At 30.6% G+C, this 14780-nt stretch carries 14 protein-coding genes; 6 read left to right on the top strand and 8 right to left on the bottom strand.

Annotated features, from left to right (window positions below):
• Positions 1–8 precede the first annotated feature (8 nt).
• A complete protein-coding gene (narI, locus tag HUW60_RS03255) occupies positions 9–689 on the top strand; it encodes a respiratory nitrate reductase subunit gamma (protein ID WP_190600116.1) in 681 nt (226 codons plus the stop codon).
• A 6-nt stretch (positions 690–695) separates the two neighbouring features.
• On the top strand, positions 696–1148 hold the full coding sequence (locus HUW60_RS03250) for a hypothetical protein (RefSeq protein WP_190600115.1): 453 nt from the start codon (positions 696–698) through the stop codon (positions 1146–1148).
• A 711-nt stretch (positions 1149–1859) separates the two neighbouring features.
• Here HUW60_RS03250 and moaD read toward each other — a convergent pair.
• The 4 genes from moaD to HUW60_RS03230 are packed head-to-tail and all read right to left on the bottom strand — an operon-like array spanning position 1860 to position 4877.
• Positions 1860–2096 carry a molybdopterin converting factor subunit 1 gene (gene moaD, locus HUW60_RS03245; protein WP_190600114.1) on the bottom strand — a complete coding sequence of 79 codons (237 nt, stop codon included), beginning with the start codon at positions 2094–2096 and terminating at the stop codon, positions 1860–1862.
• An 18-nt stretch (positions 2097–2114) separates the two neighbouring features.
• Positions 2115–3110 carry a GTP 3',8-cyclase MoaA gene (moaA, locus tag HUW60_RS03240; protein ID WP_190600113.1) on the bottom strand — a complete coding sequence of 332 codons (996 nt, stop codon included), beginning with the start codon at positions 3108–3110 and terminating at the stop codon, positions 2115–2117.
• The gene (moaC, locus tag HUW60_RS03235; RefSeq protein WP_190600112.1) at positions 3103–3609 is read right to left on the bottom strand and encodes a cyclic pyranopterin monophosphate synthase MoaC; all 507 of its coding nucleotides are present in this window, start codon (positions 3607–3609) and stop codon (positions 3103–3105) included. Before moaC ends, moaA begins: the two co-directional genes overlap by 8 nt.
• On the bottom strand, positions 3606–4877 hold the full coding sequence (locus HUW60_RS03230) for a molybdopterin molybdotransferase MoeA (RefSeq protein WP_190600111.1): 1272 nt from the start codon (positions 4875–4877) through the stop codon (positions 3606–3608). Before HUW60_RS03230 ends, moaC begins: the two co-directional genes overlap by 4 nt.
• A 78-nt stretch (positions 4878–4955) precedes the next feature.
• Between HUW60_RS03230 and mobA the strand changes: the two genes are divergently transcribed.
• Positions 4956–5540 carry a molybdenum cofactor guanylyltransferase MobA gene (gene mobA / locus HUW60_RS03225; RefSeq protein ID WP_190600110.1) on the top strand — a complete coding sequence of 195 codons (585 nt, stop codon included), beginning with the start codon at positions 4956–4958 and terminating at the stop codon, positions 5538–5540.
• Between the two features lie 2 nt (positions 5541–5542).
• Here mobA and HUW60_RS03220 read toward each other — a convergent pair whose 3' ends face one another.
• Positions 5543–5992 (bottom strand): molybdenum cofactor biosynthesis protein MoaE, encoded by a 450-nt coding sequence (locus HUW60_RS03220; RefSeq protein WP_190600109.1) that lies wholly within the window; start codon positions 5990–5992, stop codon positions 5543–5545.
• A 302-nt stretch (positions 5993–6294) separates the two neighbouring features.
• On the opposite strand from HUW60_RS03220, the gene nirB reads away from it, so the two are divergent.
• Genes nirB through HUW60_RS03205 form a run of 3 tightly spaced genes read left to right on the top strand, consistent with a single transcriptional unit; the run spans position 6295 to position 11827 of the window.
• Entirely contained in the window at positions 6295–8649 is a 2355-nt protein-coding gene (nirB, locus tag HUW60_RS03215; protein ID WP_190600108.1) for a nitrite reductase large subunit NirB, read from the top strand.
• A gap of 8 nt (positions 8650–8657) precedes the next feature.
• On the top strand, positions 8658–10124 hold the full coding sequence (locus HUW60_RS03210) for an MFS transporter (RefSeq protein WP_190600107.1): 1467 nt from the start codon (positions 8658–8660) through the stop codon (positions 10122–10124).
• A 2-nt stretch (positions 10125–10126) separates the two neighbouring features.
• Entirely contained in the window at positions 10127–11827 is a 1701-nt protein-coding gene (locus HUW60_RS03205; RefSeq protein WP_190600106.1) for a bifunctional protein-serine/threonine kinase/phosphatase, read from the top strand.
• Positions 11828–12131: 304 nt separating this feature from the next.
• Here HUW60_RS03205 and HUW60_RS03200 read toward each other — a convergent pair whose 3' ends face one another.
• From HUW60_RS03200 to HUW60_RS03190, 3 genes are read right to left on the bottom strand one after another with little or no spacing between them, the layout of a single operon-like run.
• Positions 12132–13169, bottom strand: coding sequence for a 4-phosphoerythronate dehydrogenase (locus HUW60_RS03200; protein WP_190600105.1), 1038 nt, complete (start codon positions 13167–13169; stop codon positions 12132–12134).
• Positions 13169–13828, bottom strand: a complete 660-nt coding sequence (gene ung / locus HUW60_RS03195) for a uracil-DNA glycosylase (RefSeq protein WP_238924440.1) — start codon at positions 13826–13828, stop codon at positions 13169–13171. Before ung ends, HUW60_RS03200 begins: the two co-directional genes overlap by 1 nt.
• A complete protein-coding gene (locus tag HUW60_RS03190; protein WP_190600103.1) occupies positions 13825–14316 on the bottom strand; it encodes a redoxin family protein in 492 nt (163 codons plus the stop codon). Before HUW60_RS03190 ends, ung begins: the two co-directional genes overlap by 4 nt.
• Between the last annotated feature and the right edge of the window lie 464 nt (positions 14317–14780).

The following is a 14780-nucleotide window of genomic DNA, read 5'->3' as shown; positions in this document are numbered from 1 at the left end:
GGTATATTATGAATACTTTTTTAGATCAGTTTTTTTTTGGTTACTATCCTTATGTTGCTATGACTATGTTTATTGTAGGCAGTGCACTACGTTATGACAGAGATCAATATACTTGGAAAGCAGATTCGTCACAATTATTACGAAAAAAAGGAATGTTATGGGGCAGTAATTTATTCCATATTGGAATAATCTTATTATTCTTTGGTCATTTTGTTGGTTTATTAACCCCAGAATGGGTGTATCATCCATTTATGAGTGCTGGTACTAAGCAGATAATAGCAATGATCGCTGGTAGTGTTTTTGGCACAATGTGCTTAGTTGGTATGTTAATTTTATTAAATAGACGCTTGTTTGATAAACGTATTAGAAAAACCAGTAAGTTTAGTGATACCTTTATTTTGATCTATTTATTTACACAATTATTACTAGGCTTGTTAACTGTTCCTTATTCAGCACAACATTTAGATGGTAGTTCAATGATTGCTTTAGCAAATTGGGCACAATATATCACTTCTTTTAGAATGGGGGCTGCTGATTTTATTGTTTCTGAGGCTTGGGTATTTAAGTTACATTTAGTTTTAGGTATGACTCTTTTTGCTATTTTCCCATTTACTCGATTAGTGCATATTTGGAGTGTGCCTATACAATATTTAACTCGTACAAATTATCAAATAGTAAGAAGAAGATAGGTAATTATGTCTATTAAAGTCAACCACGTGCGAATTAGTGATGATGATGTATTTCAAGAAATGCAATATCAAACAGATGCTATAAATGTAAAAGAAGTTATTTTTAAAGCAGCACAAGCCTTAGTTGTTCAACAATTATTATTGCAGGCAGTTGGTATTAAAAAAAATACTCCTAATGAGGAGGAGAAAATTAATCAACTGTTAAGTGATAATATAGTTATTCCTACAGCAAATGTAGAATTCTGTAAGCGTTATTATGATAATAATAAAATTAAATTTTTAGATAAAGAAAGAGGTGAAACACTACCATTTGAAATGGTAAAGGTGTATATCAAAGAATATTTACAAAATCAATCAACAGTTTCTGGTATTAATGAATACATTAAGATGCTTGCTATAGATGCAAATATACAAGGGTTTGACTTCAAAGATCCTAGTGTTATTAATATCAAAATATAATATATTAACATTAATCATAAAGAAATAGCTTAGAGTTGATTAAGTTAGAAAATATAATACTAATGTATGGTTATTTGGAATATATTTAATTCTATTAAGAGTGATTATAATACACATAGCGTTGTTCCTGATATTCCTTCATACAACTAAAATAAATATCGATTTATTTTAGTTTAAATAGAAACTTTTCTAAAGCTGAATTATTTAACTTATTTTCTTATGGATATGTAAAATAAACTTGTGAAATTTTCAAGTGGTTGAAGTGCTGAATAAAGGCTTTAATGTTGAATTTAATTATATTGTGATTATTTGAACTACTAACAAAGTTGAAGTAATAAAGAATTATTAATATCGGTTATCAGATAATTTATAGTAATTGCTATAGCTGTATTTTTTTATCTATATTAGTTGTTGAGCTAGTTACAAACTGTAGCTTTTTATCTGTGTAACTACATTAGTACATATAATTATCTTTAGTTGGTTATTAATACGCTATACTTTTTCGCTTTATATTCGCTACTATGTATGTTTTTACAATGTAAGGGTATATTGATAATAAAGTATTATATCCATTAAATTATGTCTTTGTTGTTATGTCTATTTTTAATTATTTCATATTATTTGCTATTAAAGTAGGCTGTTTTAGAAATAAAAACCTGTTTGAAGATTATTTTTAGTCAGGTTAATCTGTAAGAAATTAAAGATATTATTTTATCCACCAGTAACTGGGGGATAAAAAGCTACTTCATCTGTTTTGTTAATAATAACTGCATCATTGGCAATTTCTTGATTAACCGCACAAATGGTGTTACTTGGAAAGTTATGTTTTCCATATTTGTTAATGAGTTGTGTTCTTAGTTGTGTTATTGTAGTGTTATCAGCAAGAATAATCTTATCACTAGATAGATTTAGTGATTCTTTAAGTGAGGCAAAATATAAAATTTTCATAAATTTTTAAGTATTATTTTATCCGCCAATTTCTACCATTTGTCGGTTGCTAATATTGTCAACAATAGAATTGAACTCATGTTTTTCAGGTTTTTTATTAATTGCATTTATAATTATGTTTTTAATTTGATCATCTGTTAAGTTTGAGTGTAGTGTATCTCTTAAAGAAATTGAATCTTTTTGTCCTAAGCATAGGATTAAATCCCCCTTAGCAGTAAGTCTAACACGATTGCAAGTTTGGCAAAAATGGTTTGACATGGCGCTAATTGTCCCTATTGTAGAGTTCGTTCCCATAATTTTAAAATTATGGGCAGGGCCATCGATATCACTAGATGCAATTGGAACTAACTTATTGTTTAGGTGATTATTTATTTTAGTAAGAATGTTTTTTTCACTAATGTGGTTAGTAAGTATTTTTATACCTGTTAATCCAATTGGCATGGTTTCAATAAAGCGAATATCAATCCCCTTATTAATGGCAAAATCAATCATTGATTCTATTTCATTATCATTAACTCCACGCATGGTTACCATATTAATTTTGATTGGTCTCATATTTACTTGTATTGCTGTATCAATACCTTTAATAACTTCTATTAAATCCCCGCCACGAGTGATTTCTTCGAACTTTTTAGGAATGAGTGAATCAATAGAAATATTCACTCTATTAATGCCATTTTGGTAAAGCTTTTTAGCGAACTTTTTTAAAAGATGTGCATTAGTTGATAAAGGTACATCATTAATACCATCAATATGGCTGATAATTCTAGCTATTTTATAGAGGTCTTTTCGTAGTAGAGGCTCACCACCTGTTAATCTAACTTTAGTAATTCCCAATTGTGCAAAAAGTTGAACGATTCTTTCAATATCTCTATAACTTAGAATATCTTCACGTTTACAGTATGGTGTATATTTATTATCACGACAATAGAAACATCGGTAGTTACAGTGCTCAGTTACTGAAAGTCTTAGGTAGTTAATTTTTCTACCAAATTTGTCAATTAATTTAAACATATTCAAGTTTCCAATAACCAGATTTTCCACCTTGTTTTTCTAATAATTGAATATCTTGAATTTTGATAAAACGATCAACTGATTTACACATATCATAAATAGTTAGTGCTGCTATACTTGCTGCGGTAAGTGCTTCCATTTCTACGCCAGTTTTAGCGTTTAGTTTAGCTAATGTAATAATTTGTATACCATTTTTAACAAACCTAAAATCAATATTAATTTTTGAAAGATTAAGACTATGACACATTGGAATAAGATGATGGGTTTGTTTTGCTGCCATGATACCAGCAATTCTTGCAACTGATAATACATCACCTTTTTTAAAATCATTATCTTTTATTTTTTGCAAGGTTTTTAATTTCATTATTACTTTTGCAGTTGCTTTAGCAATACGTTTGGTGGTATTTTTGTTGGAAATATCCACCATATTGCTTTCTCCTTTATTGTTTATATGAGATAATTTATCTGTTTGGATTACTATGTGTTGTTTGTTATTCATGACAACATCTCATTAAGTGGATAAAAATTTAATATCTTCCCTTTTTTAAAAGTAGTTTTTTCTGGAATTTCCATTAGTCCATCTGCCCATACCATGGAACTAAGTATGTTGGATCCTTGTTTTGTATATATATTTGCTTTGGCAGGAAATGTTGTACGGTCAAGGCATACACGTATAAATTCACATCTTGGTTTAGGTTTATGCCAATCAAAGTTTGTTTTAGTTTTCAAAGCGGTGTTTAAATAGTGATTTGCACCTTGAATTTTTTTAATAAAAGGCCGAGCAAAGAGTAAAAAAGTTACCATGGCGGAGACTGGATTGCCTGGTAGTCCAATAAAAGTGCAATGTCCTATATTGCCAAAAGCAATTGGTTTTCCTGGTTTTATCTTAATACGCCAAAGTTTTAATTGTCCTAGTTTTTCTATAGCAGGTTTAATATAATCTTTATCTCCAATAGACACTCCACCTGTAGTTATAATTAAATCACAATCAGATTTTAATGTTTCTAATGCATCACAAGTGGCATTAAGAGTATCTTTAATATTGCCTAAGTTGATAATGTTACAACTAAGCTTGTTTAATAGTGCTACTAATAAATAACGATTAGAGTTAAAAATTTGTCCTTGTTGTAATGTATTTCCAGGCTTGATTAACTCATCACCTGTAAAAAAAACACCGACTTTAATTTTATTAAATACTTCAAAATTTCCTATTCCTATGGAGGAAATTAGTGCAATATCTTGTGGTTGTAGTTGTTTTCCTTTGGATAGAATAACATGACCTGACTGAATGTCATTACCTATAGGTCTAATATTTTCATTAAGTAGAATAGGTCGATCAACTTTAATTTTTAATTTGTTTTTAATTACCTTACACTCCTCTTGCACGAGTACTGTATTAGCGCCATTTGGTATAGGTGCACCTGTAAATATACGTGCTGCACAGCCTGTTTTTAGTACACTTCCTGTATTACCTGCAGAAATACAATCGGTAATTTCAAATACAAACTTACCAGGTGTGTTTATTTGACTTTCTTTAAGATTAATAGCGTAACCGTCCATAGCAGAATTATCAAAACTAGGGACAGAAATATTGGCGTGTATATCAACAGCTAGAATTCTATTTAATGCGTCATCGAGTTCTATTAGTTGAGTACTATCAATAACTTTGGCAAAGCTTATTAATTTTTCTAAAGCATTATTAATAGAAGGTAAAAATTCTGGTGTTTGATTATTTTCATAATTAATTTGTTGTTGGTTATCTATCATAAATTTTATAGTTCATAATTAAAGTTAATTTTTTGATTGTATCATATAGCTTATACATTTGACACTAATACAACTCATATGAAAAACATTGTTAAAAGTGATATAACTGTTGTTATACTTGCAGGGGGTCAATCCATACGTATGGATCATAAGGATAAGGGTTTAATTTTATTTAACGGTAAACCTTTGATTAGTTATGTGGTTGATATTGTTCATCAAGATGTGTGTAGTATATTAATAAGTGCTAATAGAAATATTAGTGAGTATCAAAGATTTGGTGAGGTTGTTACCGATAGTTTCCCTGGGTTTCAGGGGCCACTTGCTGGTATTTTATCTGCTCTGAATAAGGTTAAGACAAAATATTTGTTGATTGTACCATGTGATGGACCCTTTATTAATCAAAGTCTTGTAGCTAGATTATTAAAAAATATGAAGCAACCTGGTGTTAATATTTGTGTAGCAATGCAAGGGCAAAAAATGCATCCTACTTTTTCATTAGTTAGTGTCAATTTAAAAGATAATTTGAGTAAATTTTTAGAACAAGGTAACCGTAAGATGAGTGTGTGGTTTGAGAATAATCATGCACAAAAAGTCAATTTTTCAGATCAAGTAAATATGTTTACGAACTTAAATTCACCTCAAGATTTGAAAATTAAGCAGTAAAATTATTCCCAACGTTTTTTTTGATTTTTATCACTACTTTTAGCTTCAACCCATGTACTTTTATTTTTAGTATGTTCTTTTTTCCAAAAAGGCGCCTGGGTTTTTAGAAAGTCCATAATAAATTCACAAGATTCAAAGGCAGATTTACGGTGTTTGCTACTTGTAATAACCAATACAATTTGATCTTTAATATTTAAATCACCCACACGATGAATAATAGTTGTATTGCTTATATGCCAAAGTTTATTGGCTTTATTAACAATAAATTTTAGGGTTTTTTCAGTCATCCCAGGATAGTATTCTAACGTCATTTTTTGAATTTGATTGTTTTTTAACTCACGTACAAAACCAACAAAACTAACTATTGCACCAATATTAGAGTGCGTATTTTTTATTAATGCCACTTCTGTTGATAAGTCAAAATCTTGTTGTTGGATAATTATTTTATCCATAAAAGTGTTTTTGAATAAACAATAATTATATCAATAAATTAAGTTATTATAACTTAATTTATTGATATAATTATTGTTTAGTTTCCTAATGAAGGGAAACTATGAACGTAGACGTTTACTTAATAGTTTTTTCAAAAAACTATTAAGTAAACGTTTTTTTTCGTCAGTTCTAAGATAGGGTTGATAATTTGGTATTGAAGCCAGTTATTGTATTTTATGTGTATGCATAGCATACAAATGTAGTAACTGGCTTTTTGCTTCATATAAAAGCATAAAATATTAAAACAAGATAGGAAAATATAATGAAAAATTTAGTCATAGTTGGATCAGGGATGAGTGCCATGAAGGTGGTTGACGAGGTGTTAAATATTAATCCAATGATGTATCAAATTATCATTATTGGAGAGGAAAAGGTATTGCCATATAATAGAATTATGCTCTCACTTGTTTTGGCAGGAGAGAAAAAGTTTGAAGATATAAAAACGCATAACGAATCTTATTTTTCTCAAAATAATATTATTTTTAAGCCGGGTTGCTTGGTGTCATCTATTGATAGATTTAATAAAAATATTTTATTAACCAATGAAAAAGAGTCCTATTCAATAAAATATGATAGATTAGTTATTTGTACTGGTTCAAGGCCTGTTATTTTACCATTGCCAGGTAAAATGCTAGATGGCGTGGTATCGTTTAGAGATATTTATGATGTTGAATATATGCAATCAAAGGTTAATCAGGTTAAAAAAGTAGTAGTAATTGGAACAGGATTATTAGGACTTGAAGCTGCTAACGGACTTAATGAGTTAGGATTTGATGTAACTGTTATTGGTAATATGGATTCTATTATGAATATGCAACTAGACGCTTCATCTGGTGACTTATTGCAAAAAGTATTAGAACAGAAGAATATTAAATTCAAGCTAGGTATGATTATCAATAAAATTATTGGATTCAATAAAGTGAAAGCTTTGGAATTTAAGGGTGGGTTAGTAATGGATGCTGATATGGTTATTATGTCAGTAGGTATTATTCCTGAAGATTCTTTAGCTAAAGCTGCAGGGCTACAAATAGATCGAGGAATTATTGTAGGTGATACAATGATGACTTCAGATCCTGCTATTTACTCAGTGGGTGAATGTATTAAACACCGAGGTATATCGTATGGTTTAGTAGCACCATTATTTGAACAGGCGCGTGTGTGTGCTGAACAGATATGTGAGGTATCTCATCATATATACACAGGTTCAAATATTTCTACTAAGCTAAAAATATCAGGTGTTGATGTCTTTTCAGCAGGAGAGTTTGACAATCCTAAAGATGAGATTATGTGTTCTAAAGACAATGCATTTAACACTCGTAAAAGATTATCTATTAGAGATAATAAATTAGTTGGTGCAGTTTTATTTGGTGATTCAACAGATGGATTATTTTATTTTAACTTAATTAAAAAAGAAACAGATATTAGTGGTATCCGCAAAACTTTATTATTTGGCAATACTAATGAAGGAACTAAGGGTGTTGAAAAGATGGCTAATGATGAGCAAGTATGTGGTTGTATGGGTGTTGATAAAGGTGATATTGTAAGTGCAGTGGCAGGTGGTTGTAATACTTTTGAGGCATTACAGGGGGAAACTGGCTGTTCAACAGGTTGTGGGGGTTGTACTTCAGTTGCTAAACAAGTATTTAGCTCTGTTTCTGGTACTAAAATATTAAGTAAAAATACTTTGTGTGATTGTACAAAACACTCAACAGAAGAGGTACGTCAATATATTAGAATTTTAAACAAAGTTGTTAGTGTTGATAATGTTAGAGACGCACTTGATTTTGATAACACTTGTGAGATTTGTGGTGCTGCTATTAATTATTATTTATCTTCACAGTTTAATGAAACATATGTTCATAATGATGATGAACGACCTCACAATGAGAAAATGCATGCTAATAAACAAAGAGATGGCACCTACTCTGTTGTACCACAAATGCAAGGTGGACTGACAACACCTAAAGAACTTAAAGCATTAGCTGAGATTGCTATTAAATATGAGGTTCCAACGGTTAAAGTAACTGGAGGACAACGTATCGATTTATTAGGTATCCCCAAGGAAAATTTAAACGATATTTGGAATGAAGTTACTGGAGCAGGTATGGAGGCTGGTTACGCTTATGCTAAAGCCACTAGAACATGTAAATCCTGTGTTGGTAAAGATCATTGTATGATGGGTACGCAAGATTCTATGGGTCTTGCAATTAAAATGGAAGATGCAGTTTGGTCACACTTTATGCCACATAAATTTAAAATGGGCGTGAGTGGTTGTCCACGTAATTGTGCAGAAGTTACGATTAAAGATTTTGGAGTTATTTGTACTGAAAAAGGTTATGAAATCCATGTAGCAGGTGCTTGTGGTATTCGTACTAAGACTTGTTTAAGAGACAGATTTTTTGAAACTGAAGAAGAAGTTATTGAGTATCTCAAAGCTTTTGTGCAATTATATCGTATTGAAGCTAACTATCTTGAAAGAGTAATGCATTTTGAAGAGCGTGTAGGCTTAGATTATATTCAATCTAAACTAGATACGTCTTCAATGATTAAATATTATGCAAATTTACTACCTAAAACTATTAAAAATCCATGGGGAATAACAACTCATAGAGGTTAGGCATAATTATGGAAGATAAATTAAACTTATTTTCATTTAAAGGTAAATACTATATTTTGCATTTAACTTGGTTTGCTTTTTTTATGACATTTGTTGTATGGCTTAGCTTGGGACCGATGATGCCATTTATTCAACAAGCATTATTATTGAGCGAACAGCAAGCAAAAGTACTATTAATTCTTAATGTGGCTATGACGATCCCAGCAAGAATTGTAGTTGGTATGCTAGTTGATAAACTGGGTCCTAAGATTATGTTCTCCTCTATTTTAGTTTTAGGTGGGTTGGTTTCAATTGCATTTAGTTGGATGCACTCTTATGAACAACTTGCGCTTGTTAGATTTTTATCAGGTTTTATTGGAGCTGGATTTGTAGTTGGTATTCGTATGATTTCTGAGTGGTTCCCGGCTAAGCAAACAGGTACTGCACAAGGTATTTATGGTGGCTGGGGTAATTTTGGTTCAGCAGGTGCGGCCATATCATTACCCTTTATCGCAAGCAGTTTTGGTGAGGTTAATGGCTGGCGATATGCTATTACTATCGCTAGTATGTTAGCAATAAGTTATGGTATTTTTTATTATTTTAATGTAACCAATACCCCTAAGGGTTCAACTTATTTTAAGCCTAAAAAAATAGGCGCAATAGAAGTAAGTAGTTATTCAGATTTGGTGTTGTATGTTCTAATGAACATACCTTTGTATCTTGCTTTGTTACTACTTACTTGGAAGTTATCTCCTGAAAGAATGGGTATGATCTCATCAGGTGTGGAATTTGGTATATATATAGTATTAGTATTAGTATTTGTTTTTCAAATATTTAAAAGCTGGGCTGTTAATGCACAATATTTAAAACATTTGACGCCCAAGCAACATCAATATAAATTTAAACAGGTGGCGATTTTGGATTGGGCTTATTTGGTTACTTTTGGAACTGAGTTGTCTGTAGTTTCAATTCTAGCTATGTTTTATGTCGATTGGTTTGAGCTGCCTAAAATTACAGCAGCATTATTAGCAGGTGTATATCCATTTATTAATTTATTTGCCAGACCAGGTGGTGGTTATTTGAGCGATAAATATGGTAGAAAGTTAACGTTAGTTGTACTTTTTTCTGGTATTACTTTAAGTTTTTTAGTATTAGGTAATGTGGATAAAAGCTGGTCTATGTATTTAGTAGTGGCATTGACAATTGTTGGTGGTATTTTTTCTAAAGCAGGATCAGGAGCAGTATTTTCTATGGTGCCTTTAATTCAGAGAAGACTAACAGGTCAAATTGCAGGCATGGTAGGTGCATTTGGAAATGTAGGTGCAGTCTTGTTTTTAACTGCAAATTCTTTGGTAGATTATGATGAGTTTTTTATATTGATTAGCATGACTAGTGCTGTAGTATTAGTATTGATTGTTATTTTTTTAGAAGAACCAAGAGAACATATGACTGAAATTTTAGATGATGGTACGGTTGAGATAATCAAACTAAATTAACCATGAAACAATTAAAGGTTATTGTTAGCTCACATTCTATTGCAGGTGTAAAGATGGAAAATCAAGATGCTTGTGCCTGTTATGTACCCAATCTTCAAACCTTACAATTCAAAGGGATTGTAGGTGTTATTGCTGATGGTGTGAGTGCTTGTGAACGAGCTAAAGAAGCAAGTGGCTGTTGTGTTAAAGGTTTTTTAAGTGATTATTATTCAACTCCTGAATCTTGGAGTATTGAGCATTCAGCTAGTACAGTTATTTCAGCACTTAATAATTGGCTGTATTCTCAATCAATGCGTTTTGGTGAAGTTTCATCAATGCTATGCACACTTAGTGTAGTGATTATTAAATCTAACGCTATACATGTTTTTCATGTGGGGGATTCACGAGTTTATCGTTATAGAAACAAAGTATTAAGACAATTGACTAAAGATCATATTTTAAGCCTTAATAAGGAAAAAACTTATCTATCAAGGGCAATGGGTTTTGATTTAAGTATTAATGTTGACTATCAAATTTTTGATCTTGAACTGGGGGATCAGTTTTTAATGACAACTGATGGAGTACATGATTATTTGCAACATGCATCTTTGGCATCTCTAATGGATAAAGACTCGTCTGCTCATAAAATTGTTGAACAAGCAATTAAGAAAAACTCCCAGGATAATATCTCAGCTATGATAATAATGATTGAGCAATTACCAGATAAAAATCTAGGTGAAGCATTTGATGAATTAACTCAAAAACCTGTACCACCTGAATTAACTAAAGGAATGAAAATTAATGGTTTCGAGATAGAATCTTTAATTATTTCAAGTGCAAAAATGCAACTATACCTGGCCAAAGATATTACGACTAAACAGTTAGTTGCTCTTAAAACCCCTTCTGTTAATTTTGAAGATGATCCAGAATATTTGCAACATTTTATGTATGAAAAGTGGGTAGGGCAACGCGTTAAAAGTCCCAATGTCGTTAAAATTTATAATAGTTATAAAAAAGCTAACTTTCTAGCTTATGCCATGGTATATGTTAAGGGGCAAACTTTACGATCGTGGATGAATGAAAATAAACAGCCTAATATCGAAGTAGTTGTTAGTTTTGTAAAACAAATTATTCAAGGTATTAGAGCATTTCATCGTCAAGAAATGTTGCACTGTGATTTAAAACCAGAAAATATCATGATTGACGAATTTGGTCAAATAAAAATCATTGATTTTGGTTCAGTTAGAATTGCTGGGGTGTCAGAATTAGTTAACCCTATTAATTTTATAGGTAATCAAGGTACACAGGGTTATATTGCGCCAGAAGTAATTTTAAATGAAATTGTTTCACAAGCTTCTGATCAATTTAGTTTAGGTGTGATTGTATATGAGATGTTTTCATCTCATTTACCTTATCAGAATAAATTAGATAAACATTTAAATGTTAAAATATTATCTAAATTAACTTATGAATCAGTGTTAGTATACAATACGAATTTACCTATATGGATTGATGGTGCTATACGTAAGGCGTGTTATCTGGATTATATGAAAAGGTATGAAGTTTTGTCAGATTTTTTATATGACTTGGAACATCCAAATTCAATATTTTTACTACCTAAAAAGAACAAGCGGTCAAAATCAAGACCAATAAAATATCGACTATTAAGTGTATTGTTGCTTGTATTAAATCTTATTCTATTGTTAATTTTATTAATTAAGTAAAATGAAAGAATGATAAGTTTTAAAACAACCTATCCTTATGGTGGAATTTGGTTTGGTATTGAATTTATCTTAAAATTGATAGGAGATAAAAATTTTCCTGTCAATAAAGGAATACTTTGCGTTATATGTTATTTGATGATATTTATCAAACACAAACTATTTTTATTATTGGTAGTAATATTGTATTTATGTCATATCAAAATATTTAAAGCTTTTTGTGATTTGTGTTGATGTTATATAAAAAACTGCAGGAAAATTTTGATTTAAAGATAAATAAAGTTGAATTAGACAAATATTTTAAAGGTTAAGCAATTGGCAAGGTAATTTTACTTTTAAAATGATGCCATTCATAACGAGTAGGGTAATTTCTGCGATAGTTTTCAAAATTATTAATATCTTGAATAGCTTTTGCATCTTGTCTAAAATCGTAAATTTTATTTAATGTATTTTTTAAGTTATTTTTATTGATGAATAACTTATCAAGATTAATTAAATTTTTGATATTGTTATCTTGTTTTTTACCTAAAAAATCACACAGTGCTTCATATACCATAAAACTTCCTATAAATTTCGCATCAATTGAGTGTCCAGCGATGTGTGGAGTAGCTAGATAAGCAGTATTTTGTAATTTTAGGTTGATGTGTGGCTCATCTTCCCAGCAGTCAATAATATTAGCAAGTGTTTTATATTCTTGCCATATTGACTCTTTTATTATACCACCACGTGCTACGTTAAAAAGAATAGTTTTATCCAAGATATAATGAAAATTGTTCTCATTTAGAAGTTGATAGGATGGGTGTCTACCATTAACAGTTAACGGTGTATGAAAGGTGACAATATCAGCGCTTAATGTTGTTTTTAAATCCACAAAGTTTGGCAAGTGTTCATACATTTGTCGTGGTGGATCGTTAAGCAAGGTTTTAATACCCATTAATTTAGCTTTTTTTGCTAGTCTTGCGCCTACATTTCCTATTCCAATAATCCCTAATGTTTTCTTTTGATAGTCAAAATCCAATTCATCTGCTAAATTAACAATAGCACTTATTACAAATTCTGCTACTGCCATTGAATTACAGCCTTGGGCTGAGAAAAATTTAATACCTTTAGCTTTTAAATAGTTTTGATCAATGTGATCTAGCCCAGTAACTGCTGAGCCAACAAATTTAACTTGGCTGCCCTCTAATAATACATGATTAACTTTAGTACGCGAACGTACAATTAATATATCTGCATTCTTAACTGAGTTGGAGGTAATATCTCTACCAGCGATGGTAGAGATATTACCAAAATGGCTAAATATTTCTTTATGAGCATAGCAAGCATCGTCAATGACTAATTTCATTATTGCCAGTTGATCACTTGTTGTTTATGTATTTTAAGATAATTATTGGTCTTTGAGAAATGTCGACAACCTAAAAAACCACGATATGCTGACAAAGGAGAAGGATGTGTGCTAGTGAGAATTAAATGCTTATTTTTATCAATCAATAGAGATTTTCTTTTTGCATGGGCGCCCCAAAGCATAAACACTAAATGTTGCTGTTCTTTACTTAGGGTTTCAATAACACTATCAGTAAATATTTCCCAACCTTGATTGGAATGAGAAGCCGCTTGATTTACTTCAACAGTTAAAACACTATTAAGCAGTAAAACACCTTGTATTGCCCAACGAGTTAGATTGCTATTTTGTTTAGGGTTAATATTTAAATCATTATGTATTTCTTTAAAGATATTATTAAGCGATGGTGGCTTTTTTACGCCATGAACTACTGAAAAACTCAAACCATGCGCCTGTCCTACCCCGTGATAAGGGTCTTGTCCAAGAATGACAACTTTAACTTTATCAAACGCAGTTAGTTCAAACGCTTTGAACCAGTTGTTAGAATTAGGTAGGATAACTTTTTTAGCTTGTCTTTGTCGTATCAAGAAAAGTTTTAAATTTATTATTGATTGTGTTTTCAGTAATGTTTTAATACTTGGGTGCCAATTTTGTATGTTCATAAACTTGTCCACCATAATCTTAAGCGATAACCTAACATACTCACATAACCAACTTCGCTAAATTTAATTTGATTATCCTTTGAGATGAAAAGACTGGTTGGCGTGGCTTTAATGCCAAGTAGTTTTGCTAAAGAGCTAGATTTATCATTAATAATATTATTTATATTCATGTCATGCTCTTTTGCATATGCTTTTAAATCGGTATCAGAACCAGATTGCATGGCAATATTAAGCACTCTATAATCATTGCTTATGGTTTGTATATTATCATTTTCAAGTTGACAGATTCTACACCAAGTTGCCCAAAAATGTATCAAAGTTGTCTTATTTGAGCGTGATGAGACAACTACATTGCTTAGAGTCTTGCTATTAAAACTGGGTATGACACCACTACTTAAGTTACGTTGCTGATAAACACGAAAACTAAAAACAGCAATAATAACTAGTAGCCATTGTAAAAATGTTTTTCTTTTTTCATGGGTTATCATTATATATGAGTGATTAAATAATACATTTGGTAGAAGATAAACATAGACCATTATACAAATTAGCTCAAAACAGAATTAGTTAATTATCTAGAATTAAATTTGAGTAATTATGTGTTTATGTCATTATGTGGTTAAAGTATTGATATGTTGTATTTCTTAAGAAAGGATTTTAAGATATTGATATCTATCATGATAATAATCATTTATCTTAATTCTAATATTTTAAACCATGTTAGTACTATATATGATAAAGAGTTTGAATTGCATTGTCTTTAGTTTTAAGAGCAAAATATATATCCTATTTATACGATATAATATCTACTGATTGTAGAATACTGTGGTTAACCTTTATCTCACTTACGAATAAGTGATCCATCTTATGTAATTAACGTATATACAGAGGTAACCTTTTAAAGGGTTTGAGCGTCAGCGGTTACAATATTTCGATGATATTAAAAATGAGT

Source organism: Candidatus Vesicomyosocius sp. SY067_SCS001, from assembly GCF_014706615.1.
Taxonomy (GTDB): Bacteria; Pseudomonadota; Gammaproteobacteria; order PS1; family Pseudothioglobaceae; genus Ruthia.
This window is presented reverse-complemented; position numbering and strand designations above follow the sequence as displayed.